The sequence below is a fragment of the uncultured Pseudokineococcus sp. genome, from assembly GCF_947495735.1.
Classification (GTDB): Bacteria; Actinomycetota; Actinomycetes; order Actinomycetales; family Quadrisphaeraceae; genus Pseudokineococcus.
The window spans coordinates 1-26,268 of sequence record NZ_CANMAA010000001.1; the positions used below are offsets into that span (position 1 = coordinate 1).

Annotated in this window: 20 protein-coding genes; 9 read left to right on the forward strand and 11 right to left on the reverse strand. The window is 76.2% G+C overall.

The genetic code is table 11. The features are described 5' to 3' along the window. Both Q0848_RS00005 and Q0848_RS00010 read left to right on the forward strand, forming a co-directional pair. Positions 1–850, forward strand: an 850-nt coding sequence (locus Q0848_RS00005) for a PKD domain-containing protein (RefSeq protein WP_299032996.1), incomplete at its 5' end; no start/stop codon positions are given. 270 nt (positions 851–1,120) lie between these two features. Further along, complete coding sequence (locus Q0848_RS00010; RefSeq protein ID WP_299032998.1) at positions 1,121–2,587, forward strand: metallophosphoesterase; 1,467 nt, start codon at positions 1,121–1,123, stop codon at positions 2,585–2,587. Positions 2,588–2,705: 118 nt separating this feature from the next. Here the strand turns inward: Q0848_RS00010 and Q0848_RS00015 are convergent, their stop codons facing one another. After that, positions 2,706–3,752: a glycosyltransferase gene (locus Q0848_RS00015; RefSeq protein ID WP_299032999.1), complete on the reverse strand. Its 1,047-nt coding sequence runs from the start codon at positions 3,750–3,752 to the stop codon at positions 2,706–2,708. Between the two features lie 274 nt (positions 3,753–4,026). On the opposite strand from Q0848_RS00015, the gene Q0848_RS00020 reads away from it, so the two are divergent. Beyond that, the gene (locus Q0848_RS00020; RefSeq protein WP_299033001.1) at positions 4,027–5,472 is read left to right on the forward strand and encodes a malectin; all 1,446 of its coding nucleotides are present in this window, start codon (positions 4,027–4,029) and stop codon (positions 5,470–5,472) included. Between the two features lie 121 nt (positions 5,473–5,593). Here the strand turns inward: Q0848_RS00020 and Q0848_RS00025 are convergent, their stop codons facing one another. The 4 genes from Q0848_RS00025 to Q0848_RS00040 all read right to left on the reverse strand — a co-directional run bounded on the left by Q0848_RS00025 (position 5,594) and on the right by Q0848_RS00040 (position 10,386). Next, on the reverse strand, positions 5,594–6,556 hold the full coding sequence (locus Q0848_RS00025; RefSeq protein ID WP_299033003.1) for a hypothetical protein: 963 nt from the start codon (positions 6,554–6,556) through the stop codon (positions 5,594–5,596). Beyond that, complete coding sequence (locus Q0848_RS00030; RefSeq protein ID WP_299033005.1) at positions 6,553–7,581, reverse strand: glycosyltransferase; 1,029 nt, start codon at positions 7,579–7,581, stop codon at positions 6,553–6,555. The genes Q0848_RS00025 and Q0848_RS00030 overlap by 4 nt, the downstream gene beginning before the upstream one ends. A gap of 175 nt (positions 7,582–7,756) precedes the next feature. After that, positions 7,757–9,256, reverse strand: coding sequence for a hypothetical protein (locus tag Q0848_RS00035; RefSeq protein ID WP_299033007.1), 1,500 nt, complete (start codon positions 9,254–9,256; stop codon positions 7,757–7,759). Then, entirely contained in the window at positions 9,253–10,386 is a 1,134-nt protein-coding gene (locus tag Q0848_RS00040; protein ID WP_299033009.1) for a hypothetical protein, read from the reverse strand. The genes Q0848_RS00035 and Q0848_RS00040 overlap by 4 nt, the downstream gene beginning before the upstream one ends. A 276-nt stretch (positions 10,387–10,662) precedes the next feature. Between Q0848_RS00040 and Q0848_RS00045 the strand changes: the two genes are divergently transcribed. Then, on the forward strand, positions 10,663–11,733 hold the full coding sequence (locus Q0848_RS00045) for a hypothetical protein (protein WP_299033010.1): 1,071 nt from the start codon (positions 10,663–10,665) through the stop codon (positions 11,731–11,733). Positions 11,734–11,794: 61 nt separating this feature from the next. After that, the gene (locus Q0848_RS00050) at positions 11,795–12,691 is read left to right on the forward strand and encodes a hypothetical protein (RefSeq protein ID WP_299033012.1); all 897 of its coding nucleotides are present in this window, start codon (positions 11,795–11,797) and stop codon (positions 12,689–12,691) included. On the opposite strand, the gene Q0848_RS00055 is transcribed toward Q0848_RS00050, so the two are convergent. Further along, positions 12,639–14,231 (reverse strand): lipopolysaccharide biosynthesis protein, encoded by a 1,593-nt coding sequence (locus Q0848_RS00055; RefSeq protein ID WP_299033014.1) that lies wholly within the window; start codon positions 14,229–14,231, stop codon positions 12,639–12,641. The genes Q0848_RS00050 and Q0848_RS00055 overlap by 53 nt on opposite strands. A gap of 164 nt (positions 14,232–14,395) precedes the next feature. On the opposite strand from Q0848_RS00055, the gene Q0848_RS00060 reads away from it, so the two are divergent. Together Q0848_RS00060 and Q0848_RS00065 are read left to right on the forward strand one after the other, a co-directional pair. Next, a complete protein-coding gene (locus Q0848_RS00060; protein WP_299033016.1) occupies positions 14,396–15,433 on the forward strand; it encodes a glycosyltransferase family 4 protein in 1,038 nt (345 codons plus the stop codon). Continuing rightward, positions 15,430–16,371, forward strand: a complete 942-nt coding sequence (locus tag Q0848_RS00065) for a glycosyltransferase (protein WP_299033018.1) — start codon at positions 15,430–15,432, stop codon at positions 16,369–16,371. The genes Q0848_RS00060 and Q0848_RS00065 overlap by 4 nt, the downstream gene beginning before the upstream one ends. Before the next feature lie 21 nt (positions 16,372–16,392). On the opposite strand, the gene Q0848_RS00070 is transcribed toward Q0848_RS00065, so the two are convergent. Continuing rightward, complete coding sequence (locus Q0848_RS00070; RefSeq protein ID WP_299033020.1) at positions 16,393–17,376, reverse strand: glycosyltransferase family 2 protein; 984 nt, start codon at positions 17,374–17,376, stop codon at positions 16,393–16,395. 323 nt (positions 17,377–17,699) lie between these two features. Here Q0848_RS00070 and Q0848_RS00075 point away from each other — a divergent pair, with 323 nt between their 5' ends. Beyond that, positions 17,700–18,821, forward strand: a complete 1,122-nt coding sequence (locus Q0848_RS00075; protein ID WP_299033021.1) for a glycosyltransferase — start codon at positions 17,700–17,702, stop codon at positions 18,819–18,821. Here Q0848_RS00075 and Q0848_RS00080 read toward each other — a convergent pair. Continuing rightward, positions 18,818–19,798: a glycosyltransferase gene (locus tag Q0848_RS00080; RefSeq protein ID WP_299033024.1), complete on the reverse strand. Its 981-nt coding sequence runs from the start codon at positions 19,796–19,798 to the stop codon at positions 18,818–18,820. The two genes, Q0848_RS00075 and Q0848_RS00080, sit on opposite strands and share 4 nt — an antisense overlap. Beyond that, positions 19,795–21,561 carry a glycosyltransferase gene (locus Q0848_RS00085; protein ID WP_299033027.1) on the reverse strand — a complete coding sequence of 589 codons (1,767 nt, stop codon included), beginning with the start codon at positions 21,559–21,561 and terminating at the stop codon, positions 19,795–19,797. Before Q0848_RS00085 ends, Q0848_RS00080 begins: the two co-directional genes overlap by 4 nt. 99 nt (positions 21,562–21,660) lie before the next feature. On the opposite strand from Q0848_RS00085, the gene Q0848_RS00090 reads away from it, so the two are divergent. Further along, the gene (locus tag Q0848_RS00090; RefSeq protein WP_299033029.1) at positions 21,661–23,691 is read left to right on the forward strand and encodes an HAD family hydrolase; all 2,031 of its coding nucleotides are present in this window, start codon (positions 21,661–21,663) and stop codon (positions 23,689–23,691) included. A gap of 17 nt (positions 23,692–23,708) precedes the next feature. Here Q0848_RS00090 and Q0848_RS00095 read toward each other — a convergent pair whose 3' ends face one another. Beyond that, a complete protein-coding gene (locus Q0848_RS00095) occupies positions 23,709–24,461 on the reverse strand; it encodes a hypothetical protein (RefSeq protein WP_299033031.1) in 753 nt (250 codons plus the stop codon). A 169-nt stretch (positions 24,462–24,630) separates the two neighbouring features. Then, the gene (locus Q0848_RS00100) at positions 24,631–26,091 is read right to left on the reverse strand and encodes a hypothetical protein (protein WP_299033034.1); all 1,461 of its coding nucleotides are present in this window, start codon (positions 26,089–26,091) and stop codon (positions 24,631–24,633) included. Positions 26,092–26,268: the final 177 nt, after the last annotated feature.

The window sequence follows — 26,268 nt, forward strand, 5'->3', positions numbered from 1 at the left end:
GGGGAGCTCGGACGCGGACGGCTCGGTGGTCTCCTACGCGTGGGCGTTCGGCGACGGGGCGACGGCGACGGGCGTCGGGGCGTCGCACGAGTACGCGGCGGCGGGTTCGTACGAGGTGGGTCTGGTCGTGACCGACGACCGCGGGGCGACGGCGCGCTCGACGCGCGCGGTGGTCGTCACGGCGCCGGCCCCGGAGGAGACGCCGACGTCGTCGGACATCGCTCGCGACGCCTTCTCGCGCACGGTCCAGGGCGGGCTCGGGACCGCGGACGCCGGTGGCGCCTGGACCACGTCGGGGACGGCGAGCAGCTTCTCGGTGACGGGTGGTGCTGGGCGCATCTCCTCCGAGCGCGTCGGCGTCAACCGCAGCGCCGTGCTCGCGGGCGCGTCCTCGAGCAGCACGGACCTCCAGGCGACGCTGTCGCTCGACACGGCGCCGACCGGCGGCGGCACCTACGTCTCCGTCCTCGGCCGTCGGGTCTCCTCCTCGAGCGACTACCGCGCGAAGGTGCGGTACCTGGCGGACGGTCGCGTCATCGTCTACCTCGTGCGCGTGGTCGGCGGCGCGGAGACGACCCTGACGTCGACCGTGGTGCCGGGCGTCACCGCGGCCGCGGGCGAGAAGCTCGGCGTGCGCCTGCAGGTCGCGGGCACGGGGTCGACCGACCTCGCGGTCAAGGCCTGGGACGCCTCGGCGACCGAGCCGAGCGCCTGGCTCGCCCGGACGACGGACTCGACGTCCTCGCTCCAGGTGCCGGGCGCCGTGGGCCTGCTGCTCTACGTGTCGGGCTCCGGCACCCCGGCGTCCCTGCTCGTCGACGACCTCCTCGCGGTGCCGGTCGCCGGCTGAGGCGGTCGGACGAGCCGGCGACGCCCCCGCGGGACGTCGCCGGCTCGTCCGTCTCCCCTCCTCGCGCGCCGGACCGACGCCGTCGCGCCCGGTGAGGTGGCGGGGGAGCGTCCGGGAGGCCAGGATCCGGGGACAGAACCCCAGATCAGGGACTTCTCCCCTCGCGGCCGCACGTCGGCCGGCCGGGACGAGGACGTCCGACGTCGGCCGGGCGCCGCCGGTCACCCGCACGACCGGATCGGTCGTCGACTCCCGCGAGGTCACGACGCCATGCTGCGCAAGCCCCCTCCCTTCGCCCGTCGTGCCACCGCGCCGGCGGTCGCCCTCGCGGTCCTGACCGCGGCCGTCCTGCCCGTGGGACCCGCTCAGCGGGCGTCCGCGGCGTCCACCACCACCGCGACGACGGCCTCCGCGGCGCCCGGCGGGAGCACGTGCCGGGCGGCGCAGGACCAGGTCTTCGCGGGGGTGGACGAGCAGAGCGGAGACGCCTTCTACACGACCGACCGCGCAGCGGCGCAGTCGGAGAACCCGAGCGCTCGGGGGCCGGCCGTCGCCTTCCTCGCGTCGAGCACGCCGCGCCCCGGCAGCCGGCTGGTCCGGCAGATGACCGATCCGCGCACCGGGCTGCACGCCTACGCCATGTCGTGGCGGGAGCGGGCGGCGCTCGTCGCCCAGGGGTTCTCCAGGGCCGGCGGGGTCGCGTTCCACGCCGCGACGGCGCCCGCCGAGTGCCTCGCGCCCGTCCACCGGTGGGTGGGTCCGCAGGGGCAGCACCGCTTCGCCGCGAGCGAGGACGAGGGGGAGCGGCTGGCGTCGCAGGGCTGGCGCGACGCGGGCGCGGCCTTCTACGCCGCCCAGGACACCCGCTTCTCGATCGCCGTGCTCCCCGACACGCAGGAGGAGGTGATCGGCGCGACGGGGCGCTTCGAGCAGCGGACCCGCTGGCTCGTGGAGAACCGCGACCACTGGGACCTGCGCTACGTGACCCACGTCGGTGACGTGGTCAACTGGGACACGCCGGACCACCGCCAGTTCGAGGTGGCTGACGCCGCAGCGGACGAGCTCGACGCGGCGCGGATCCCCTTCTCGTTCGGCATCGGCAACCACGACACGCGGGCCACCTGCCCCGGTGGCAGCGCCTGCCCCGGTGACGTCGCGGCCAACCAGCGCGACACGAGGACCTTCAACGCCTACTTCCCGCCGAGCCGCTCGACGGCCGTCGCCGGCCTGCACGAGGCGGGGAAGGTCGACAACTCGTTCCACACCTTCGAGGCCGGCGGCCAGGAGTGGATGGTCCTCCACCTCGAGCTCTGGCCCCGGGCCGGTGCCGTCGACTGGGCGAGGAGCGTCGTCGCCGCCCACCCGCACCACAACGTGGTGGTCGTCACGCACTCCTACCTCAACGCCGACGGGAGCATCAAGCAGGACAACGGCGGGTACGGCTCGACGAGCCCGCAGCACCTCTACGACCGCCTCGTCAGCCAGTACGCCAACATCCGCCTCGTCTTCTCGGGCCACGTGGGCACCACCGCGCACCGCGTCGACACCGGGGTGCACGGGAACCGGGTCGACTCGGTCCTCACCGCCTACCACGACCGCCGGGGCAACCCGACGCGGCTGGTGGAGATCGACACCGCCGAGGGGTGGTTCAGCACGGGCGTCCACTCCCCGGGCGCCGGGGAGGCGAGGTCGGACGGCTCGAGCTTCACGGTGCGGGACGTCCGCTGGGTGCGCTGACCACCGCGTCCCGGGCGACCGGGTGCCGGCGGGCGTGGCGGGCGGGTGACAGCCCCAGCCGTCTGCCGCGCTGTCGCCTACCGTGAGGTGCTCGACGGGTGCACCTCCGGAGGATTCCTCAGGCGAGCGGGCGGGGCGCCTGCGCCTGCGGCGCGGACGACGGCGCCGTCAACCGTGCCGTCTCCCGGGCCGAGGGAACCGAGCGGGCGCCCTCGAGCAGGGCCATCCGTCGCAGGAGCTTGGCCGTCCGCAGCTGGACGCCGTAGAGGTGGACCGCCCCCAGCGCGGCCACGAGGGCGCTGAGCAGCCGCACGAGCGGCCGGCGCGCCGACGCGACCTGGGAGAGGCGGACGAGCGCCCGGGCCGGCCCAGGGAGGCCGGACAGCAGCGACCGCTCCGACCAGGGGCCCAGGACACCGGGGTGCAGGGCGTGCATGAGCACCCGGTCCGCCCCCTGGCGCCGGGACTGGTCGAGGAAGGCCTCGAGCGACCGCTCATGGATGTGGTCGGCGTGCAGCTCGCGGACGAAGACCCCGTGCAGACCGGCGTCGAGGGCGCAGATGCCCAGGTGCTTGTCCTGGTGGTAGCGCAGGGCGGGAGCGCTCTCGTGCGCCGCGAGCGCGAGGTAGTCCTCGCGCCGGAACGAGACGTTGCCCATCCAGAGGTCCTTCAGCACGCAGCGCCGGTCCCGCTCCCAGCGCGCCACCACGCCGGCGTACTCCTCGGCGTACAGGTGCGTGGTGAAGGTGCGCGGGCCCGGTCGGGCGGGCGGGGCGGTGGGCATGTGCCCGGCCACGACGCGGTGCGGGCCCTCGGCGTGGGCCCGCGCGTGGCCCTCGACCAGGCCGGGGTGCACGAGCACGTCGTCGTCGACGAAGAGGACGACGTCGCCGCGGGCCTGCTGGGCCCCGAACCACTGGGCTCGCGTCAGGCCGAGGTTCTCCAGGAAGAACAGCCTGACCCTGGGGTCGTCCCGGGTCAGGTCCTCGAGCAGCTCCGTCGACCCGTCGCGCGAGCCGTTCACGATCAGGACGTAGTCGTCCGCCGCCTGCGCGAGGAGGGGCGGGAGGACCCACTCCAGGTTGGCGCGGCGCCCGTACGTGCTGAGGACGACGGTCGTGCTGGGCAGGCCCAGCTCGGTCGTCGTCGATGACTCGGCGTGCACGATGTCCCCCGACGGTGCGTGGATGCTGACCCTGGAACGGTACACAGAGCGACCACTCACCGATGCTCCGTCCGTGGTCGACCACACCGTGGTGGCGTTGCTCCACCTGCTTGAGCGTCGTACGGGGTGGTCGGTCGCCTTCACTCGGCTGCTCGACCCGGGGGGGTGACGGGAGCCCCACGAGGCCGCGGCTCGCCGCTCGGATCTCCATGCGGAGCGGGTGCGTGACGAGAGACCGGCTACCAACCGACCCCTCGCAGAACGGCCTCTCACCATGCGCGTCCATCCCGTCCTCGGCGCTGCCGCCACCGCCCTCGTCGCGGCGGCGTGCCTGGCGCCCGCCGCCTCGGCGGCGAGCGATCCGGTCCCGGTCCTCGCCGTCAACGCCGGTGGCGCCGCCCTCACCTCCAGCGGCGTGGCCTACTCCGCCGACCGCTACTCGACGGGCGGCACGGCCTCGACGTCGAAGCTGACGAGCGGGCCCTACCAGTCGCTCCGGTTCGGCGTGAGCGCCTACGACCTGCCGGTCGCCAACGGCACCTACGAGGTGACCCTGCAGTTCGTCGAGAACTACTGGACGAGCGCGGGCAAGCGCGTCTTCGACGTCACCGCCGAGGGCAAGCGCGTGGTCACCGCCCTCGACCCCTACGCCGCCGCAGGAGGCAAGGACCGGGCCGTGACGCGCACCGTGCCCGTGACGGTGGCCGACGGCACGCTGGACCTCGGGTTCACGGCGAGCAAGGACAAGCCCTCGATCGCGGGGATCGTCGTCCGCCGCACGGCGACGGCGACCCCCACCCCGACGCCCACGCCCACGCCCACCCCGACGCCCACGCCCACCCCCACGCCCACGCCCACGCCGACGCCCACGCCGACGACGACGTCCCCGGCACCCGCCCTCCAGCGCGCCTCCTGGACGGCGCCCAAGCTCGTCGACCCGCTCGTCTGGGACGTCAGCGCCAGCAAGACGACCTTCACCGCGCCGGCGAACCGCGACGTGCTGATCAGGTGGCCCTCCGCGCCGCTCGACGTCGTGGGCGGCATCAAGCTGAACGGTGGCCGCAACGTCGTCAGCCAGGGCGGTGAGGTCAAGTTCTCCAAGCGGCACTTCCCGCTCCTGAAGGACGGCGGAGCCTCTGACCCGGGCTCGAACAACAACCGCTGCCTCTACATCACCGGCAACTCGGCCGCGCAGGCGCCCCGCACCGTCCACATCGAGGGCTTCCGCTGCGCCGGGCCGTACATCTGGGAGGGCATCAACGTCGACTCCCGCGGCGAGCGGGGCAACCTCACCGTCCAGCTCCGGGACATCAAGGTCGACGGCGTCAACGTCGACCTGCCCGGCGGCACCGGCAAGCACTACGGCGGCGACGCGCTCCAGGCCTGGAACGGCCCCCACCGTCTGCGCGTCGACGGCTTCACCGCCAAGAACCTCTCCTACCAGGGCTTCTTCCTGCAGCCCTACCAGTTCGGCACCGGCAAGCTCGGCGCCTGGGACATCCGCAACGTCAACCTCGAGGGCGCGGCCAAGGGCTCGGCCTACCTGCTCTGGCTCGCCGGCTCGCGCAACCCCGCGGCCTCCGACGGCGTGGACCTGACCGTCCAGGACGTCTACGTCCAGCCGGGCGGCACGCGCACCCGTGCGCAGACGCTCTGGGACGCCGCCAACGACTGGTCCGAGGTGAAGATCGGCAAGCCGGTCTGCGACTTCGTCCCCTGATCCGACAGCACGCGCTCGCCGGACCAGCAGCGCCCGTCGCCACCCCTCGCGGGGTGGGGACGGGCGCTCTCCGTCGGGCGGGGCGACCGGTCAGCGCGCCGAGGAGCTGGGCGCCGAGCGGTCAGGGCGCCGAGGCGTACCCGGGGGTGACGTACCCCACGCCGGGCTCCCCGGCGGGCATGCCCCCGGAGAGCTCGTCCACGACGTCGACGCCGTCCCACTCCTCCTCGGGCATGAAGGCCAGGCTCCGGCCGCGGTCGCGCTCGAGGGTCACCTCGCTGTCGCTGACCTCGAGGTAGTCGGCGTCCTCCGGCCCCCAGAGCATGTAGCCGTGGCGGTCCACGCCGGCGACGCGGAGGCGGCGCAGGTCGAACTCCTCCGGCTCCTCGTCGCTGAAGTCCATCGGGTCCAGGAAGACGCCCTGGTAGTCCGTGCTCCCGCTCAGGCCGTCGACCCGCAGCCGTTCGGGGCCCGCCCACGTCTGCAGCAGGTCCGCGTGGTGCCCGTCGCGCTCGCCCGTGACGTGCTCGACGACGATGTTCTGCAGCTGCACCGTCGCGCCGTCCGGCTGGCCCAGGTTGATGCCCTCGCTCAGGGGGCCCGACATCCGCACGCCCTCGACGTGCACCGTGCCCGTCTGCTCCTTGAGGTACAGGGCCCGCCGGTCGAGGCCGTCGTCGTAGCCGTCCGGGACGCGGATCTCGCCGCCCACGAGGACGACGTTCCTCCCGCCGTCGACGGTCAGGCCCCCCGCGACGACGAGGGGCTCGTCCTCCGGGAGCACCAGGAGGTAGTCCTGGTCGTCCTCGAGCGTCAGCGAGCTGTCGTCCTCGGTGATCCGGATGACCTCAGGGTCCTCCAGCTCGGGGGGCGCCCAGCTCAGGCGCTCCTCGGGCGAGACGCCCGGGAGCGTCGCCCTCGGCGTCGTCGCGCGAGGCGGCGCGTCCTCCGGCGGCCGGTCCTGGTCGGTCAGCGCGAGGACGCCCGCGCCCCCCGCCGCGACCACCCCGAGCGCCACGACGACGAGGACCGCCCCTCGCGACCGGCGCGAGCCCCGCGGGTGGGAGGAGGTCGGCGAGCTCACCGGCCACCCCCCGCGCCGTCGCGGACGCCGGCCGCCGCGGGCAGGTCCAGGAGCGCCCGGAGCCGGCCCACCTGCTCCTCCCACCGCTGCTGCTGCAGCACGAGGGCCTCGTCGCGCTCGGCGTCCGTGCGCTGCGAGGCCTCCACGACGGCGTCCGCCAGGGAGCGGGCCGTGTTGTCGCTGAAGGCCGCGCCGGGGAAGGTCTGGCGCAGGGCCGGCCAGTCGGAGACGACGAGGCTGCGGCTGGCGTAGACCGCCTCGTAGGCGGCCCGCATGATCGACGTCGGCTCGGTCGTGAGCGCGATGACGACGTCGCACCCGGCGAGGAGCTCGGCGTAGGCGTCCCCGCCGAGGAAGCCCACGAAGTCCACGTTCGACGTCGCCCGCTCGCGCAGGCCCTCGGGGCAGCGGGCCGGGTCGCCGGTCACGGCGACGTCCACCTCCGGCAGGAGGGCCGCGGCCTCGACGACCGCCTCGACGGGCTCGTCGTCGGAGAAGACGCAGACGAAGACGGCGCGGACGCGGGCCCCGGGCGGTGCGTCGGCCCGCGACGGCAGCGCCGCTCGCGTGGGCGGCGCCTCGTGGACGATGACGCCCCGCCCGCCCCAGGAGCCGACCACCTCGACCCACTCGTCGGTCGTCACCATCACGCCCGCGGCGCGGCGGGCCAGCCACCGGTGGAGGGGCAGCAGCCGGCGAGCCACCTCGTTCCCCTTCACGCCGAAGGACGACGTGTGGCTGTCGAGGACGAAGGGGCGGCGCGCGAGGGCGCTCCACGCCGCGGCCAGGAGGCCCGGCACCAGGGGCGGGTTGGTGACCACGACGGCCCGGGGCCTGCGGCGGGCGAGCGCCCACGCCGTCGTCGCGGTGCTCAGCGCGTAGCGGGTGAGCGCCGCGCGACGGCGGCTTCCCCGGGTGGCGGGGTGCACGTGCAGCGGCTCACCGCCGAGCGCGGCGCTGATCTCCGCGGCGCGGCCGCCGTGCCGCTGCCAGGTGACGTGGAGGACGGTCGGTCGTGCGCTCATCGTTCCCACTGCTCCTCGTCCGCCTCCCGGCGGGGGGCCGGCCGGCCGCGCGTCGAGCTCGCTCCGCTCGTCCGTGCTCGGCTGGTCGGTGCTCTGGTCGTCTGGTCCGGCGCGTCCCACGAGAGGGGGCAACGCCCCCCGGGGCCACCGCGTTCCGCGGCGACGTCCCGGCACCTCAGCTCGGAGCCCCCGCCGGAGCCGCGCGTCGGGTCGGTGCGCTCTGCGCCCCGCCGCTGCGCCCCGGTGGTGCGGACTCCCGCGCACGGCCCCCGAGGACGGCGCCCCCCGCGGCGAACAGCATCGCCGGCAGGCCCGCGTTCGACAGGTACGGCCACAGCATGGCGGTGGCGGGGAGGAAGGCGAGCACGCCGGCGATCGCGGCCGCCGCGAGCGCCTCGGGCCCTGCGCCCGACCGGGCGACGGCGAGCGATCGCACCAGCACCGCGACGACGGCCGCGATCGCGGCCGCGAGCAGGACCACCCCGCCCCGCAGGACGTAGGTGAGGTACTGGTTCTCCGTCGAGGGGAAGAAGACCGAGTCGGGGAGGTCGTTGCCCAGCCCGTAGGCGGCGCCCCGGGCGAGCAGGGGCAGGTAGTCCCGCTGCCAGACCAGGACGCGGTAGGCCACGGTCTGCGGGAGCAGGCCCTCGGACGTGCCCGAGGCCGCCGTCGACTGGTCCTCGATCCGGTCGACGAGGATCGACTGGAAGGCGAGCGCCGCGACGAGGACGAGACCGGCCAGGAGCAGCAGGGCTCGACCCGTGCGGTGCACGAGGACCGCCGCGACGAGGAAGGCGACGGGCACCCACACGATCACCGTCACGGTGACCGAGAGCACGACGGCGGCCAGGTCGAGCGCCACCACGACCCCCAGCGCCCACGGCCGCAGGACGGTCCGGTCGCCCACGAGGACGAGGATCATCGCGAGGACGGTCGGGATGAGCAGGTAGCCGCCCAGGGAGTGCCAGATGGGGAAGGGGCCCGTCACGCGGGAGAAGTCGCTGCCCGCGTCGGGCACCACGTCACCGGCGGTCACGGCGAGGACGAGGTCCCGGACCCCGAGGACGTCCAGGTACTGGAGGACCGCCAGCGCGGACGGCACGGCGCTCACGAGCAGGGTCCACCGGAGCACGACCACCAGGTCGGCCCGGTCGGCCACGCCTCGACGCGCCGTCCACCAGGTGAGCAGGAGGAGGGCGGGCTGCAGGCCGACGCGCAGGAGGCTGTCCACCGTGGACCCCGTCACGGCGGCGTGGTAGACGCTGAGCGCGGCGGCGGTCACCGCGAAGACGAGGAGCAGGTGCTCCCGCGAGGACCAACGCCCCCACGGCTGGGGGCTGCGGAGCACGAGGACGCCGGCGCAGAGCGCCAGCAGCAGCTCGGAGGCCTTGAGGCCGGGGGCGCCCACGCCGCGGTCCAGGCCGGCGACCGCGGGCACGACCGCGACGACGACGACGGCCGCGACCAGGGGCCTGCGCCAGACGGCGACCGCGAGCGCCGCGACGACCGCCACGCCGAGGGGCGCGAGGGGGGAGAGGGCGGACGACGCGCCGGCCGCGGCGGCCAGGGCGAGCAGGGCGGCGATCCCGCGGCGCACCCCCGGAGCGCGGAGCTGGGGCGTCGGGCGCGTCCGGGACCCGGGGGTGCGGCGCCGGTCGTCGACCGACGTGGTCACCGCTCGCCCGAGCGGGTCCCGTGGGGGGGCGTGGCGTCGGCGGTCGTGCTGGCGTGCGCACCGTGCCCCGGCGCACCGGTCGAGGGCTGCTCGACGTCGCTCTCCGCGCTCGTCGAGGCGGTGGCTGCGGTCACCGGGTCGTGCAGCAGGACGGCGACGTCCTGCACGCCCGTGTCCGCCACGCCGCGCAGCGCGTCCTCGACGAGGCGGGTGCGCGTCGACGAGGAGACGACGACCAGCGCCGCCCCGCTCTCGAGCACGGCCTGCTCGGCGTACCCGTCCGTCTGCAGCTGGCCGGAGGCGACCCACGCCGGCGCCGCGACGGCCCCGAAGGAGTCCCGCGGCATCTGCCGGAGGTGGTCGGCGACCGCGTCCGCGAGCGGACCGGGGGAGGAGGCGGGGGTGACGACCGCCACCGACCCGTGGCCGGAGCGGGCCAGGCGCAGCGCCGCCGTCTCCAGGCGGGAGTCGCCGCGGCGGTCCCGGACGTCGAAGACGGGCCAGGCGGTGAGGTCGCGGAGGTCGCCGGGTCCCTGGACCCGGCGGTCCGCCCGCTCGAGGAGCACGGCTCCGGCCAGCCCGACGAGCAGCCCGGTCAGCAGCGCCACGACCGGGGCGACCGGCGCCAGGCCGGCCTGCTCCTCGACCTGGCTCGGGGCCAGCGCCCGCAGGTTCCCCGCCGGGAGGCCCGTGGACCCCGTGGTGGTCACCACCGCGTCCAGCCCGCTGAAGTAGTCCCGGACCTCGGCCTCGGTGTCTCCCGAGTACGACACGCGGATGGCGGGGGTGCTCGGGACCTTCTCCGAGACCGCGCGGTCCCGCAGCTCCTCGACCGGCTGGCCGGTGACGTCGGAGAGGGCGCCGAGCAGCTCGGCGTCGTCCACGAGCAGCAGCGTGTAGGTCTGCGCGAGGCCCTCGGCCTCGTACGGGGACTCCGGCAGGGTGCTGCCCGCCAGCGTCTGGGCGGCCGAGGCGGTGGGGACGATGTAGAGGCCCGTCCCCGTGTACGCGGCGGAGGTGAGGTTGGTGGTCGCCCACCACGCGGCCAGGCCGGCGAGGAGCCCCGCGGCGATCGCGACAGCCCAGAACCGCCGCAGCGCTCGGGCGAGCACGCCCTTACGACCTTCCACCCGAACCGCCCCTCGCTCTGCTCTGCTGACTCCAGGAGTGTGGCACGGCGGCGCGCGCCGCCCCCTGCGTCGCTGGGCCGTCTCGGGGGTGCTCGGCCCGAGTTCCTCCGATCGAGGTGCCTGCGGGACCGCGCGGGGCCCGATCAGGTGGCGGCGGCGGGCAGCCGGCGCACGAGCGAGGCGGGGGAGAGGGGTCCAGCGCCTACGATCCCCGAGGTCCGGCGGCGGTCGGGCCGGACGCGGTGCCCTTCCCCACCACGAGAGAGCGAGGACGCGGTGCGCGCCCACTACTTCACCTGGTTCGACGAGGAGCGCACCCCCGAGCCCGAGCCGTGGGACGTGCAGAGCGGCGGCGGGCCCCTGGCCAACGGGGAGTACTTCGCCGCGGTCTTCCGGCACCTCGAGGAGCTCCTGGAGGCCCGCGGGCCACGGGTGGCCGCCGACCTGTCCCGCCTGCGGGTCGTCGCGACGCCGAACCACGGCTCGCTGCCGATGACCGGGCCGGACGTCGTCGCGCTCCTGGTCCTCGACAACTGGAGCAGGACCCCCCGCTGGTCCGACGACGTCGGGCTCGTCCTGGCCACCAACCGCGGGCGCCGCTGGCGCGAGGCGGCGACGATGCTGCCCCGGCCGCTCGGGCTGCTGGACGTCGTCGACGAGGCGCGGGTCCGCGTCGAGCGGTCGCTGTGGGCGCGGAAGGGGCGGCGGCCCGCGCACGCCCGCGTGGTCTCGGTGCCGCTGGGGTACGCCCACCAGGTGGAGCAGCCCCTCGTCCCCTGGGAGGAGCGGGACGTCGACGTCTTCTTCGCGGGCAGCACCTCGCACGCGCCGGGGCGCGGCGGCCCCGTCCGGCGGGCGGTGCGACGGTCCGTGGGCAACGTCAAGACGCTGCACCGCGAGCGGATGATGACGGCCGTCGAGGAGGTGCGGCGCCGGCGCCCCGACCTGGCCGTCGCCGTGGACGTCGTCGACGGGGCGGCCGTGGCGCAGCGGGCCGGCAGCTACAGCGAGGACCTCGCGCGCTCCCGCTTCGCCCTGGACCCGCGGGGCACCAGCCGCGAGACGTACCGCTACTACGAGTGCGTCCGCAGCGGCAGCGTCCCGGTCGTGACGTCCCTGCCGCGGCACGGGCTGTACGCCGGGGCCCCCGCCCTGCGCCTGCGCCACTGGTCGGACCTCCCGCAGGCGCTGGACCACTTCCGCGACCACCCCGAGGAGGCCCGCCGGCTCCACGAGGAGTGCCTCGCCTGGTACCGGGACGTGGGCAGCCCCGAGGCGACCGCCCGCCGCCTCGCCCCGCTCGTCGAGGCGACGCTGCGGTCCTCCGGCGGCGGTCCCGGCGCCTGAGCGCCCGCCGCACCGACGCACCCGGCGACCCGTCGCCCCTTCGAGAGAGAGAGGACCCGCCGTGCTGCGAGCGGCCCGACGAGCTGCCCACCTGCTGCGGCTGACGGCGACCTGCTGGGGGACGAACCTCGTCTCGCGCGAGCGCGTCACCGGCAGCGCCCCCGTGGTGGTCTCCCTGGCGTCCTTCGGGCGTCGCACGAAGACGGCGCACCTGGCGGTCGAGTCCGTCGCCGCCGGGTCGGCGAGGCCCTCGCGGATCGTCGTCTGGCTGGACGAGTCCGACGAGGGAGCGCCGCTGCCGCGGCCCCTGCGCCGCCTGGTCTCCCGCGGGCTGGAGGTGCGCTACGCGCCCGCCGCCTGGGGCCCGCACAAGAAGTACTACCCCCTGGCCGCCGAGCGGACGGGCGTCCCGGTGATCACGGCCGACGACGACATCTTCTACCCGCCCACGTGGCTCGCCGACCTCGAGAGGGCCACGTCCGGCTTCCGCAGCGCGGACGTGGTCGCCCACCGGGTGCACGTGCTGCAGCTCGAGCAGGGGCGGGTGGCGCCCTACGCGACGTGGCCCTCGTGCGCGACGACGGAGCCCTCGCTCCTCCACTTCCCCACGGGGACGTCCGGTCGCTACATCCCCGTCGCCCTCCTGGAGGAGCTGGCCGAGCGGGGGACGGCGTTCCTGGAGACGTGCCCCCGGGCCGACGACGTCTGGCTCCACGCGGTGTCGGTCCGGGCGTCCGTCGCGACGCGGCAGGTGGAGGCCCGCGGGCACCACTTCCCCCAGGTGCCCGGCAGCCAGCTGGAGGGCCTCTACCGGCACAACGTCGAGCGGTCGGGCAACGACGAGCAGGTCCGCGCCACCTACGAGCCGCAGGACCTGGCCGTCCTCGCCGCCGCTGCCGGGGCGGTCAGGACGTCGGAGCCCCGGCCCGGGACCGCCGACCCCTCAGACGGGCGCTGACCGGCGCCCACATCTGGCGCAGCAGGGGCCGCGACAGCAGCGCCACGCCGGCCGCGTACACGGCGAGGCCGGCCGCCCCGGCCAGCAGCGTCGCGACGAAGCCGTCGTCGTCGAGGAGCCACCACGCGCCGGCCGTCGTCGCCACGCCCAGCACCGCCGCGAGCAGGACCCGGCTCGTCGCGGCGTAGGTGGCGAGGGGCACGCCCGCCACCCTGCGCAGCACCAGCGCCTGGACGGGCCAGGAGAGCGCCGTCCACGCCGCCAGCCACCAGGCCAGGGCCACGAGGCCCTGCGACGTCACGAGCACGATGATCGTGGCCTGTCCCACGACCAGGGCGAGGGTGACGACGAGGTCGACGCCGGGGCGCCCCACGCCGAGGAACGCGGACCGCTGGAACTCGCTGAGCGAGGCCGCGATGCTCCGCAGCGCCAGCACCGAGGCGATCGCCGCCGCCGGCCCCCACTGGTCGCCGAACAGCAGCGGGACGGCGAAGGAGCTCACCAGGGCGACGCCGCCCAGGGCTGGCGCCAGCAGCAGCGCGGCCGCCGCCGAGCTGGTGCCGATGGCGCGGGCGAGCCGGGCCGGGTCGCCCTTGACGCGGGCGAAGACGGGGCGCGCGACGACGTTGATGACGGAGGAGAAGAGGTCGACGGCGACCCCGACGAAGCGCCGGGCGACCGCCCAGTAGCCGAGGGCGCTGACGCCGGCGAGCGCGCCGATGAGCATCCCCTCGGCCTGCTCCCGGACCTGGACCACGAGCTGGCCCAGCAGGGCGCTGCTCCCGAAGCTCGTCATCCGGCGCGCCTCGGGCCTCGAGAAGGCCAGGGCCGGCCGGAACGGCGTGCTGGACCAGAGCATCACGAGGGCGACGACGCTCCGGACCAGGTGCTGGGCGACCAGCGCCCAGACCCCGGCGCCGGCGAGGGCCAGGGCGATCGCCACCACGACGGACGACAGGGTCGCGACGAGCTGCCGGAGGGCGAGCTCGCGGAAGCGCAGCTCGCGGGACAGCAGCGCGGCCGGGACGCTCGAGAGCCCCGCGACGAAGACGGTGACGGCGACCGCCGGCAGCACCTGGGCCAGCGCCGGCGCGTCGAAGGCGCCCGCGAGCAGGCCCGCCGACAGCGCCAGCGAGCCGCTGATCAGCACGCCCAGGGCGACCGAGATGTAGAAGGCCGTGCTGGTGACGACGCGGTCGACCCGGTCCGCCTGCAGGAGGTAGGTCGTGAAGCCGGCGTCCACCACGACGGTGAGCAGCGTGATGAAGACCATCGCGAGCGCGACGACGCCGAACTCCTCGGGCCCCAGGAGGCGGCCGAGGATGACGAAGGCGGCGAAGGTCCCGAGGCGGACCGACCACTTCTCGAGGGAGGTCCACAGGACCCCGCGCATCGCCTGCTCGCGCAGGGTGGGAGGCGCGGCTCCGGCCGTGGGCTCGGCGGGCTCGGGGGGGCCGGCGGCCCCGCCCTGCGCCGCGGCGGAGGTCGCGAGCGTCCCCGCCTCCTGGTCCGGGGCGCCGGGACGCCGCGGAGCACGCATGGGTCCGACAGTACGGGGCGCCGCCGTCCTCGCCGGTGCGCACGGGTGACGTGCGCCACCGTCGGGGGCACGACCCCTCGTCAGGACGGGTGGGTCGGGAAGCGACGGGCATACTCGGCCGCGGGAGACGTCCGTCCCCGGAGTCGGATGAGGAGGCGCCGCCCATGCGGGTGCTGCACGTGGTCGAGGCGCACGGAGGCGGCGTCGTCAGCGCTCTGCGGGAGTACGTCTCCTCGACGTCGGACGAGGTCGAGCACCTGCTCGTGAGCCGGGACCGGGAGGCCCACGACACGGGGGAGGGGGTCGGGGCCACCCCGGTGGGCGAGCTCCCCTCGGTGGCCAAGCCCGTCGAGGTCGTGCGCCGCCTGCGGACCGCCTCGCGCAGGACCAAGGCCGACGTCCTGCACGCCCACTCCTCCTTCGCCGGTCTCTTCGCGCGCATCGGACCGGCCGCCGAGCTGCCGCCGGTCGTCTACACCCCGCACTGCTACGCCTTCGAGCGCACCGACATCGCCCGGCCCGTGCGGCGCGCGCTCTGGTCGGTCGAGAAGCGGCTCGCCCCGCGGACGGCGGTCGTCGCCGGCGTGAGCCCCCGGGAGGTCGAGCTCGCGCACCGCCTCGGCGTCCAGAGGGCGGTCCACGTGCCGCAGGTGGTCTCCCTCGGCCAGGTGGCGCCGGCCGAGCCCCGGGAGCCGGGCTCGCCGACGCACTACGTGACCGCGGGCCGGGTCTCCGCGCAGAAGGACCCCGGCTTCTTCTGCCGGGCGGTCGCCGACATCCTCGCCGCCGAGCCGGACGCCCGGGTCACGTGGCTCGGCGGTGGCGAGAGCGCGGACGAGGCGGCGCTCACCCGCCTCGGCGTCGAGATCACCGGGTGGCTCCCGCGGCACGAGCTCATCGCCCGGATGGCGCAGGCCGACGTCTACCTGCACACGGCAGCCTGGGAGGGCAGCCCCATGACGATCCTCGAGGCGCAGGCGCTGGGGCTGCCCGTGGTGGCCCGTCGCATCCCCGCCCTGGTGTCCCTGGGCCTGAAGGGCCTGGCCGGCACGCCGGCGGACATGGCCGTCGCGGCGCGGGTCGCGCGCGGTCGAGGGGGGCCACGGGCCTCGGCGTCCTCCGTCGAGGCCGAGGGGCGCGCGACCCAGCGCCACGCGCTCCTGAGCGCCTACGCCCTCGTCGAGCAGCGGGTCGGCCGGTGACCGCGCTCCTCGTCGCCAACAACGGCGGCCACGTCAAGCAGCTGCACTCGCTCGCCCCGCGACTCGGGCTGGACGAGGACAGGGTCTGGGTGACCGTGGCGTCGCCGCAGACGAAGGCGCTGCTCGAGGGCGAGGAGGTGCTGCTCGTCGACTACCCCGACTCCCGGGACACCCGGGCCCTGGTGCGCCACGCCCGGGAGGCGAGCGCGCTCTTCCGCCGCCGCCGGTTCTCCAAGGTCGTCAGCACCGGCTCCAGCCTGGCGCTGTCCGTGCTGCCCCAGGCCGCGCTGCGCGGCCTGGACACCGCCTTCATCGAGAGCGCGACGCGCTTCGAGGGCCCGTCCATGTCCGGTCGGCTCCTCGCCGCCCTCCCGGGCGTGGACGTGTACACCCAGTACGAGCGGCGCGTGACGCGCCGCTGGCGCTACGGCGGCTCGGTCTTCGACGGCTTCGAGGCGTCGGAGACCGAGCCCTGGGACGGCAGCAGGCCCCTGCGCGTGGTGGTGACGGTCGGCAGCACCGGCGCCTACGGGTTCCGCCGGCTCGTCGAGCGGATGATCGCGGTGCTCCCCGAGGACGCCGAGGTGCTGTGGCAGACCGGTTCCACCGACGTCTCGGGCCTGCCGATCACCGCCCGGCCGTCGGTCCCCGGGGACGAGCTCGACGCCGCGGTCCGGCGGGCCGACGCCGTCGTGGCGCACGCCGGCACGGGCACCGCCCTCGGCGCCGTGGAGGCGGGCAAGCTCCCGCTCATCGTGCCCAGGCGGCGCGCGCACGGCGAGCACGTCGACGACCACCAGAGCGAGATCGCCACCGCGCTGGGGAACCGGGGGATCGCCCTGGTCCGGGAGGCGGACGCCCTCGAGATGGCGGACGTCCTGCAGGTGGCGCGCACGGTGGTCGCGCGGCGCGACGACCCGCCCCCCTTCCGCTGGTAGCGCCGGTCCCGGCGCGCGGGCTCAGCCCTCGTGCCGGGCCGTCGCCCCGGCGAGGAAGTCCCGCTCCCCGCGCCGGGTCTCCAGGCGCCGCAGGAGGCGCGCCCCCGTGCTGAGCCCCCGGGCCGACCCGAGCGCGAGCGAGCTGCGGGAGAGCACGAGGAGCGCCGCCGAGAGGGGGCGCCGGACGACCTCGTGGTGGTCGAGGGAGACCACCAGGCGCAGGGGGGCCGGCAGGCCCCGCAGCGTCCCGCTCGGGTCGAGCTCTCCCACGAGGTCCGGGTGGTGGTGGTGGATCTGCGCGCGCCCGGCGCCCTGGCGGTAGGCGTCGCGCAGGAACTGGGGCAGGGGACGGGTGTGGACGTGCTGCGCGCGCAGCTCGCGCAGGAACACCCCGCGGGCCCCGCGCCGCAGGCACCGCAGGCCGAAGTCCCGGTCGGAGTGGTTGGTCGTGGTGAAGTCGGCCGACTCGTAGGGGACCTGCTCCAGGAGGTGGCGGGGCACGGAGATGTTGCCTCCCCACAGCTTCCGCAGGACCTCCGCCTCGTCGCGCTCGTAGGTGCGGCACATCGCCTCGTACTCCGCGGCGTACAGGTCGGTGGCGAAGCGCTCGAGGCCGCCCTCGCCGGTGGCGGTGGGCATGTAGCCGACGACGACGAGCTCCTCGCCCTCGGTGGCGCCCGCGTGCGCCGCCGCGTGGCCCGTGGCGAGCCCCGGCCCGGGGACGACGTCGTCGTCGAGGAAGAGCACGACGTCCCCGGTGCTGCACGAGGCGCCGTGCTGCCGGGCGGCGGCCCCGCCGCGGCGGGGGGAGGCGAGGCGCTGGAGCCGGCTGTCGCCGGCGGCCATGGCGTCCAGCACCTCGGCGGCCCCGTCGTCCTCGCCGTCCACGACGACGAGGACCTCCCGGACCGCCGGGTCCTCCAGCAGGGGCGTGATGACCTGCCGGAGCAGGTGGCTGCGCCGGTGGGTGGGCAGGACGACCGAGACGGGAGCGGCTGAGGACACGCCCGATGGTCTCACCGCCGCGTCCTGGACGGCTCGTCGTGGACGACCACCGGGGAGCGGACGGGGGCGCTCGCGAAAGACGCCCGACTCGAGGCCACCCGGAGCAACGCGTCGTGACTCTCAGTCACTAATGCCGTTGTGCCGTGAGTGCCGGTGTCGTGCGGGGCGACCGAGGGCTCCCGGTGCTGCTCTTCCGGGACAGGGCGCACGTCCCGCTGCTACGTTCCGTCGGCTACCGGTCGCGGGTGGTCGTGGCGGTGGCGAGAACGGGGGTTGTCGTGGGGGCGAGCGCGATCGCTGGGACGACGAGGGCGTCGTCGGTCATGACCGCCGGTGGGGACCGGCGGCCCTCCCGCGCGCACGTGGTCGTCGCGCACGACTACCTGACGCAGCGCGGCGGGGCGGAGCGCGTCGCCCTGGCGCTGCACGACGCCTTCCCCGGGGCGCCCCTGCGCACGAGCATCGTCAACGCCCGCACCACCTTCCACGAGGTCGCGGGCCGCCCGGTGCAGCAGACATGGCTCGGGCGGGTTCCCTTCTTCCGCGAGGACCCCCGCCGCGCGTTCCTCCTGCTCGCCCCCGTGCACTCGCTGGGTCAGCGGGTCAGGGCCGACGTCGTCGTGTGCTCGTCCTCGGGCTGGGCGCACGGGGTGCGCACGGACGCCCCGAAGGTCATCTACTGCCACAACCCCCCGCGCTGGCTCTACCAGCCCGACGACTACCTGCGGGGCGTGCCCTCCGCGATGCGCCCCGTGATCCGGGCGCTGTCCCCCGCGCTGCGGGCCTGGGACCGCCGCCAGGCGCGGTCCGCCGCGTGCTACCTGGCCAACTCCAGCGCCGTGCGCGAGCGCATCCGCGCCGCCTACGGCCTCGAGGCCACCGTCGTCCACCCGCCGCGCGGGCTGGACCCGGAGGGGCCCGACGAGCCGGTGCCGGGCGTGCAGCCCGGCTTCCTCCTCCACGTCGGCCGTCCGCGCCCCTACAAGAACGCTGACGCGGTGTGCCGGGCCGTCGCCGCGGTGCCGGGGGCCCGGCTCGTGTGCGTCGGCGGCACGCCCGACCCGCCGCGGGGGGAGCGGTGGCCGGAGCGGATCACCTCGCTCACCGACCTCACGGACGCCCAGCTGCGCTGGCTGTACCGCAGCTGCTCGGCGCTCGTGGCGCTCAGCCACGAGGACTTCGGGCTGACGCCGGTCGAGGCCTACGCCTTCGGCAAGCCCGCGCTGGTGCTGCGGGCGGGGGGCTACCTGGACAGCACCGTCGAGGGCGTCACGGGGGTCTTCGTCGACGACCTCGACGTGGCCACGGTCGTGGAGGGGCTGCACCGGCTGCAGCGGACCCGCTTCGACCCCGAGGTGATCCGCCGCCACGGCGAGCGGTTCAGCCCCCTCGCCTTCAAGGCAGCCGTCGAGGCGGTCGTGGCGGACGTGCTCGCACCGTCCTAGGCCACCCGTGGCCCGGGCGTCCGTGGCTCCGCGCCGACCCCTGCGCGGGCCCTCGAGCCCGCTCGCCAGCCCGACGCGCAGGCCCGCGCGAGCGCGGTGGCCGCCCGAACCCGGCTCGAGCCCGGCCACCCGGTCACCAGCACGCGCACCGGGCCGGGGGAGGCCCGGTGACCGACCATCAGCAGGTAGCCGAGCCGGACGGCCCGCTGCGTCGTCGCCGGCGTGTGCTTGGCGAGGACGAGGGCCACGTTGGAGGCGCGGTCCGCAGCACCCCGGAGGGCGGAGACCCCGCGCGTCGTCCCGTCCGCGTCCGAGCCGGGGCGGGGACTGACGAGGTGGTCGACGACGAGCGCGGGGTCGTAGCGGACGCGGCCGCGGAGGCCGGCGGCGAGGCACATGTCCGCCTCGTTGGCCGTGCCGTCGCCGCGGAGCCCTGCGTCCGGGAGCGGGGCGGGCGCGCGGAAGGCCATGTTGGCGCCGCGCAGGTGCGCGACGTCGGTGGGCTCGGGCCAGCTCTCCTCGTGCCTGCCCACCATCCGTCCCCACCAGCTGAGAGAGCCCACGTCGCCGCCGTGCCGGTAGGACGTCGGCGCCTGCGGCCGGGCGTCGCGCCCGCCGAGGGCGGCGAGGTCGGGGTCTTCCCGGAAGCCGGCCGCGATCCGGGCCAGCCAGTCCGGGCGGGGGCGGGCGTCGTCGTCGGTGCACGCGACGACGTCGGTCGTGGCCGCCGCGAGCCCCGCCCGCAGCGCGGGCACGAAGCCGGGCGCTGCGGGCGCGACCACGCGCAGCGGCAGGTCCCGACCGGCGCTCGCGGCGGCGCGGCGACCGGCGTCGTCGTCCTCGCGCAGGACGACGACCACCTCGTCGGCGGCGCGCTGCTGCGCGGCCAGGGTCGCCAGGCACGCGGCGAGGTCGTCGGGACGCCGGTAGCTGGGGACGACGACACCGACGCGCAGCGCGGCCGCGGAGGTCGTCACGGCCTCCCCGTCCGGGGCCGGGCTCGCGGCGCGCGCTCGCGCACGGTCGGCTCGCCCGCCGTCACGACCGCTCCCGCGGGCACGTCCCGGGTCACGACGGCGTTGGGCCCGATCTTCGCCCACGCACCGATGGTGACCGGACCGACGACGATCGCCCCGACCGCCAGCTCCACTCCGCGCTCGAGGACGGGGGCGACCCTGCTGCCGGGGTGGGCGTAGCCGTCCCGGGCGCCGAGGGTGACGTTGTGGCGCAGCACCACGTCGTCGCCGAGGACGACCTCCGGGTGGAGGACGAGCCCGTTCTGGTGGGCGATCACGACCCGGCGCCCCACCTCGACGGTGACGGGCAGCTCGATGCCGTAGACGTTGCGCACGACGAGCTGCAGGCTCTTGTGCACGACCGACAGCACGCCCCGCGCCGGTCGCGGCGCCGAGCGGGCCCAACGGCCGAAGCGGTGGACGGCGAGGGCGTGGAAGCCGGGGGCGAACCGGTGCCCGTGGTTGGTGCGCAGGTCCTCGGCGACGAGCTCGCGCAGGGAGAGCGCCGAGCTGACGGCGGACTCCTGGGCCGCCTCCTCGGCGGCGGTCTCGACCAGCTCGGACGCGAGCGGCTCTCCCCGCGCCGCGCGGCGGACGACGTCGAGGGTCTGCTCGGCGGCGCGGTCCACGTCGAGCTCCCGCCGCGCCCACGCGGCGCCGGCGGCTGCCGCCCGGCGCAGCGGCTCCGGGTCGCGCAGGTGGTCGGCGACGGCGTCGGCGAGCGCGTCGACGTCCTCGACGGGCACGAGGCGGCCGTGGGCGCCGTCGCGGAGCAGCTCCCGCGGGCCGGACACGCAGTCGGTGCTCACGACGGGGGTGCCGACGAGGAGGGACTCCGCGACGGTCTGGCTGAACCCCTCCCAGCGGGAGGACAGGACGTAGAGGTCCGCCGCCGCCAGCACGGGGAGCGGGCTCGCGGCGAAGCCGGGCAGGGAGGCGGTGGAGCGGACGCCGAGCTCGTCGACGAGGGCCTCGAGCTCCTCGCGCTGCTCGCCCTCGCCCAGCACGAGCAGCCGGTGGGGCAGGCCCCGGTCGAGCACCGCCCGGTGCGCGCGCAGGAGCACGTCGAAGCCCTTCTGCCGGCTCAGCCGGCCGAGCGCGACGACCAGGGGCCCCTCGCCGGCGGGCAGCAGCGAGGGGTCCGCCTCCTCGCGGGCGGCGGCGCGCACGGCGTCCACCTCGACACCTCCCAGGACCACCGCCACGCCGCGGGCGCGCGCTCCCGTGGCGAGGACGTCGGGGACCAGACCTCCGCTGATGCAGACGAGGGCGTCGGCCCCGCGCAGCGCTCGCCGTCCGACCGCACCCATCCAGGTGGGTCCGTGCGACCCGAGGGACCGGGTGGGGGAGGAGCGGACCATGACGACGAGCGGGACCCGGGCGAGCCGGGCCAGGCCCCAGGCGAGGACGAGGCCCAGCCCCATCTCGCGCCCCGCGACGACCACGTCGGCGGACCGGGCAGCGGGCAGGAGGCGTCGCAGGACCGGCAGGAGCGAGCGGCGCAGCGGGGCCTCGCCCGTGGTGGCGACCGTCCACGCCACGTCGTCCGGGATCTCCACGTGCCCCTCGGGCAGCACGGGCGAGCCGTCGAAGGCCAGCAGCAGCGTCGGGCACCCGGCGGCCGTCCACCGCTGCGCGAGGCGGACGTTCGAGCGCACGGCGCCGTTGTCACGGAGGCTCGGCTCGACGATCAGGACGCGCGTCCCGCGAGGCCCTGGCGTCATGGCTGTCTCCTTCCCAGGGCGGGGAGCGACCGCACCCCCGTAGGTTGCCCTCGGCGTCCCCGCGGCGCCGACCCCTCGGACCTCGACGGCGGGAGAGGCATGCGCCAGGACATCCGGTCCTTCGACGTGTTCGACACGGTGCTGACGCGCACTCTAGGGGAGCCCGAGGCCGTGATCGACGTGGTCGCGGGGAGGGCCCCCGACCAGGTGCCCGGCGCCTCCGAGGTGGCGCCCGCCGTGCTCGCTGGGTCGCGCGTCGCCGCGGAGCGGGCGCTGCTCGAGCTGCGGGGTAGGCAGCCCGCGCTCCACGAGATCTGGGACGAGGTCGTCGGCGCGCTGGCGCTCGAGGCCGCCGCCGCCGACGCCCTCGCGCGCCTCGAGCTGGACGTGGAGCGCGAGGTCAGCCGCGCCGTGCCGGGTGCGCGGGACCTCGTGCAGCGCGCCCGGCGGGAGGGTGACCGGGTCGTCTTCGTCTCCGACAGCCCGCTGGCGGGGGAGGACCTGGGGGGCCTCCTCGCCGAGGCCGGCCTGCGGCACCCCGACGACCTCGTCGTGACCTCCGCCGACCGGGGGGAGCGCAAGGGCGGCGACGGGGCGCTGTTCTCCCTCGTCGCGGCCGAGCTCGGCGTCGAGCCCGCGGCGATCACGCACACGGGGGACAACCTCGCCTCCGACGTCGCCGCGGCGCGCCAGCGCGGCTGGCGCGCGTCCCACCGCTCGGCCGGCCTGCTCAACCGCTACGAGCGCCTGCTCGGACGGCGCGCCGAGGCCGGCGGCGGGGTGCCGTCCCGCCTCGCCGGTGCGTCGCGGCTCGCGAGGCTGCGCGCCGTGGAGGACGGCGTCGACCCCGAGCGCGCCGCCGTCGCCACCGGCGTCGTCGCGCCCCTGCTGGTCGGGTACGCGCTGTGGCTCCTGCGCCAGGCGCAGCAGCGCGACCTGCGGCGCCTGTACTTCCTCTCGCGCGACGGCGAGGTCGTCCAGGAGGTCGTGCAGGCGCTCGCGAGCGCGCTCGGGCAGGAGGTCGAGTGCCGCTACCTCTACGGCTCGCGCGCGGCCTGGCGACCGGCGAGCCTGCACCACCGCGACCCCGAGGACCTCGCCGACTGGCTGGCGGGAGACCCCAGCTCGACCCCGAGGACCGTGCTGCACCGCGTCGGGCTGTCGCCGGAGCAGGCGGTGGGCCTCGTCCAGGACCCGCTGCTGCGGGCGCCCCGCTGCGACCAGCCCCTCGACGCGGCGGGGCTCGCCCGCCTCACCGCCCTGGTGGAGACCGGTCCGCTGCGCGAGGAGCTGCGGCGGGTCGCGGCGCGGGCCCAGGCGCTCGCCGCCGACTACCTGCGGCAGGAGGGGCTCGACGACGGGACCCGGTCGGCGGTCGTGGACGTCGGGTGGCTCGGCCGCACCGGCGGCGCCCTGGTGGACGTGCTCGACGGTGCCGGCATCCCGCTGCCGGAGGCCTTCTTCCTCATCGGCGTGCGCCGCGGTGCGCGCCGGTGGTCACCACCCCGGCTGGCGGAGCGGCAGGTCGCCTGGCTCTTCGACCACGAGGCCGGGCACGGGCTGCCCGGGGAGCCCAGCGGCAGGGTCACGCTGGTCGAGAGCTTCTGCAGCGGGCGCGAGGGCTCCACGCTGGGGTACGAGCGCCGCGACGGGCGGGTCGAGCCGGTGCTCGTGCGGCCCCGCAACGACGCCGCGCTGGACTGGGGGCTGGACCAGGTGCGGACGTCCGTGCGCCTCGTCGTGGAGGAGCTGGCCTCCGGGGACCCGGCGCCCCTGCGCCGCCCCGTCGACCTGCGCGGCGCCGTCGACGCGGTGCTCCGGGAGTTCTGGGAGCGCCCGACGCCGGCCGAGGTGGCGGTGTGGGGCTCCTTCCCGTTCGAGGCCGACGACGCGCACCGCAGGTCCATCCCCCTCGCGGCCCCGGTCCGGTGGGAGGACGTCGCCCGCGAGGCGCGCCTCGGCCGGCTCAAGCTGCGCCCCGCCGGCTCGTGGCGGGCGGGGACGGCGCAGGTGTCACCGCCGCCGTGGCGCCAGGTGATCGCCCTCGCCGCGGCGGCGCAGCGCCACCGGTCGCTGCCGGCGCGGCTGCGCCGACGCGCGCTGCGCGAGAGGGCGCTGCGCCGGGGCTGAGGGCCGGCGCCGCCCTCTCAGGAGAGGCGCTGCCCCTCGCCGGTCCGCCTCACGACGCCCACGGCGACGAGCGCCAGCACGAGGAGCAGGCTCATGGACGCCAGCTCGCCGACGGACTCCAGGGAGCCGAGCAGGAGCCCGACCACCGACCCGGGCGGGGCGAGGGCCGAGTGCAGCATGTCGAGCCCGGCGCCCGCCGCCCCGAGGGGGACGAACCCCGCCGCCAGCCACCACGAGGCCCGGCGCACCCGCGAAGGGCTGCGCAGGTGCAGCACGAGGACGACGAGCCCCAGCGGAAGGCCGTACGCGGCCCAGACCGCCATCTCCCCCAGGTCGTCGGGACGCAGGCCCAGGAGGGCGGGGAGGTCGAGGGCGTCGACGAGGGCGAGGCCCCCGCGCTCGTGGAGGCCCGCGGCGTCGTCGACGACCACGACGGCGAGCAGCGCAGCCCACCCGGCGAGCAGCGCGGCCCGGTGGCGCAGGGCCCCGACGAGCAGGACGAGAGCGGCAGCCCCCAGCTGCGCGTAGCCGAGGACCTCCGCGTACGAGCGGTCGGCCTGGCTGTTCCACCGCGCGGAGGCGAAGGCGGCGAAGCGCTCGTCGTCGTCGCCGAGGTGGAAGCCCACGTCGCCGGCCAGGACGAGGGCGTCGACGAGGAGCAGGACGGCGAGCAGCCCGAGGAGCCGGTACCCGCTCCACCCGTCGACGCCCCGTCGGCGGGTCGCAGCCGGAGAGGGCCCGTGGTGCGTCGTCTCGGGTGCGCTGCTCATCGCGGTGACCTCCAGCACGGCGCTCGGTTGCGGTGGCCGCGCTGGCCGGTCCGATGCTGCACGGCGAGTCACCGCGGTCGCGGACCGGTCACCCGGTCGTCACCGTCCGTTCACCGTAGCGGGGTGGGACCTCCCGAGGCGGCTGTCCGGAGCCGGCACGACGGCGAGCTCACTCCTGGGCGGAGGACTCGATCCGCACGAGGACGGGTTCACCGGCCACCTCGACGTCGAGCGCGCGGACGTCGACAGCGGTGCGCACCGGCTCGACGCCGTCGACCGGCTGGTGGACCGCTAGGTCTGCCTCGTCCTGGAGCACGACCTCGACGGGCAGGGCCTCCACCTCCAGGCGCCGCCGGTCCCGCTCCTCGTAGACGGGCACCTCGCGCCACAGCGCCAGCCAGAAGCCCTCGTCGTCGTTGAGCAGCAGCGTGCGCAGGTCGTCCGCCTCCCCCGACCGCACGGCGACGGCGAGGTCGCGGGTCTCGGTCGAGGGCCTGCTGCCCAGCAGGTCGAGCAGGCGCTGGACCGACCCGGCCGCCGGTTTCGGCGTCCAGTCCCGCCGGTACAGCCCGAAGGACGCCTGGTCGTCGTCGTCGTCGGGGAACTCGTCGACGAGCTCGTACAGGTACGTCCGGGTCACCCCGCGGGCGAAGGAGTCGAGGAGGAGGCGCGGGAGGTAGACCGCCTCGACGTCCTCGGGCACGCCGGGCTGCGAGGCGTCGTCGACCACGGCGTCGTGGTAGCCGGTCTCGGTCACGACGACGGGCGCGTCGGCCGCGGCGGCCTCACCGGCCCGGCGGTGCGGCGCGACGGCTCCCTCGGGCGCGCGGCCCCCCGGGTACGGGTGCAGGTTGGAGAGGTCGAGCAGCGCGGAGAGGTCGCCCAGCTCCGAGAAGGCGTCGGGTCGGCCGACGCTCGGGCCCGCCAGGGGGAGGCCGCGGAGGCGGACGTCCGCCAGCAGCGAGTCGTGCAGCAGCGTCTGCTGGGCCACGGCGAGGTCCGCCCAGTCGGGCAGGTCGGACAGGTCGAGCTCGTTGGGGCCCTCGACGCCGGTCACGACGCCCGGCACGGACTCGAGGACGCCCACGGCGTCGTCGACCTGGCCGAGCTCCACCCGGTCGCCTCCGACGATGAGCTGGGCGCAGCCGCCCTGCGCCTCCAGCCGATGCAGGAACTCGACCTGCTCGTCTTCCCGGCCGGGGATGAGCCCGTCCCGGATGTGCCGGATGCCCGTGGCGTCGAGAACCTCGAGCACCGCGTCGTGGTCCGCGTACGGCGTGTCCGTGTAGGTCATGTGCGTGTTGACGCCCACGGACCCGAGGAAGGCCCCGACCGTGCGGGCCGAGACCGGCGAGGGGGCCGCGTCCTCGCCGACCGCGACGGGCTCCGTCGCGACGGCCTCCTCGACAGCCCGCTGCAGGGAGGCCCGGCAGTCGAGCGAGCGGTGAGCGTCGTCGGCTGCCGCGTCTTCGCGCGCCTCGGCGAGCCCGGCCCCGTCGCGCACGGGCGCGGGGCCCGTGGTCGTCGGTGCCTCGACCTCCTCCGCCGGCCCCGTGCACGCCGCGAGCACGGCCGTCGCGGCCGCCGCGGCGGCCGTGCGTCGCTTCCACCGGGTCGAAGAGACCGCCATCTCGCTCCCGTCCCGTCGCGGACTGTCGAGGGCACCAACGTCCGTGGCAGCCCGTCCGTGCCCCGGTCGGTGACCGGCGCCCCCGTGCGGGCGGGCGCTCGGTCATCCTGCAGTGCTCGTCACCGTTTCAACCAGCTGGGGCGGTCTGCCCGGACGGAGCAGCAAGGTCGCGGCTGC

What these genes read in the sequence shown, in the direction of transcription:
- Q0848_RS00010 (WP_299032998.1), top strand. Translation starts at nt 1,121, where the DNA reads ATGCTGCGCAAGCCCCCTCCCTTCGCCCGTCGTGCCACCGCGCCGGCG.
- Q0848_RS00020 (WP_299033001.1), top strand. Translation starts at nt 4,027, where the DNA reads ATGCGCGTCCATCCCGTCCTCGGCGCTGCCGCCACCGCCCTCGTCGCG.
- Q0848_RS00030 (WP_299033005.1), bottom strand. Translation starts at nt 7,581, where the DNA reads ATGAGCGCACGACCGACCGTCCTCCACGTCACCTGGCAGCGGCACGGC.
- Q0848_RS00055 (WP_299033014.1), bottom strand. Translation starts at nt 14,231, where the DNA reads ATGCGTGCTCCGCGGCGTCCCGGCGCCCCGGACCAGGAGGCGGGGACG.
- Q0848_RS00060 (WP_299033016.1), top strand. Translation starts at nt 14,396, where the DNA reads ATGCGGGTGCTGCACGTGGTCGAGGCGCACGGAGGCGGCGTCGTCAGC.
- Q0848_RS00075 (WP_299033021.1), top strand. Translation starts at nt 17,700, where the DNA reads ATGACCGCCGGTGGGGACCGGCGGCCCTCCCGCGCGCACGTGGTCGTC.
- Q0848_RS00085 (WP_299033027.1), bottom strand. Translation starts at nt 21,561, where the DNA reads ATGACGCCAGGGCCTCGCGGGACGCGCGTCCTGATCGTCGAGCCGAGC.
- Q0848_RS00090 (WP_299033029.1), top strand. Translation starts at nt 21,661, where the DNA reads ATGCGCCAGGACATCCGGTCCTTCGACGTGTTCGACACGGTGCTGACG.
- Q0848_RS00095 (WP_299033031.1), bottom strand. Translation starts at nt 24,461, where the DNA reads ATGAGCAGCGCACCCGAGACGACGCACCACGGGCCCTCTCCGGCTGCG.
- Q0848_RS00100 (WP_299033034.1), bottom strand. Translation starts at nt 26,091, where the DNA reads ATGGCGGTCTCTTCGACCCGGTGGAAGCGACGCACGGCCGCCGCGGCG.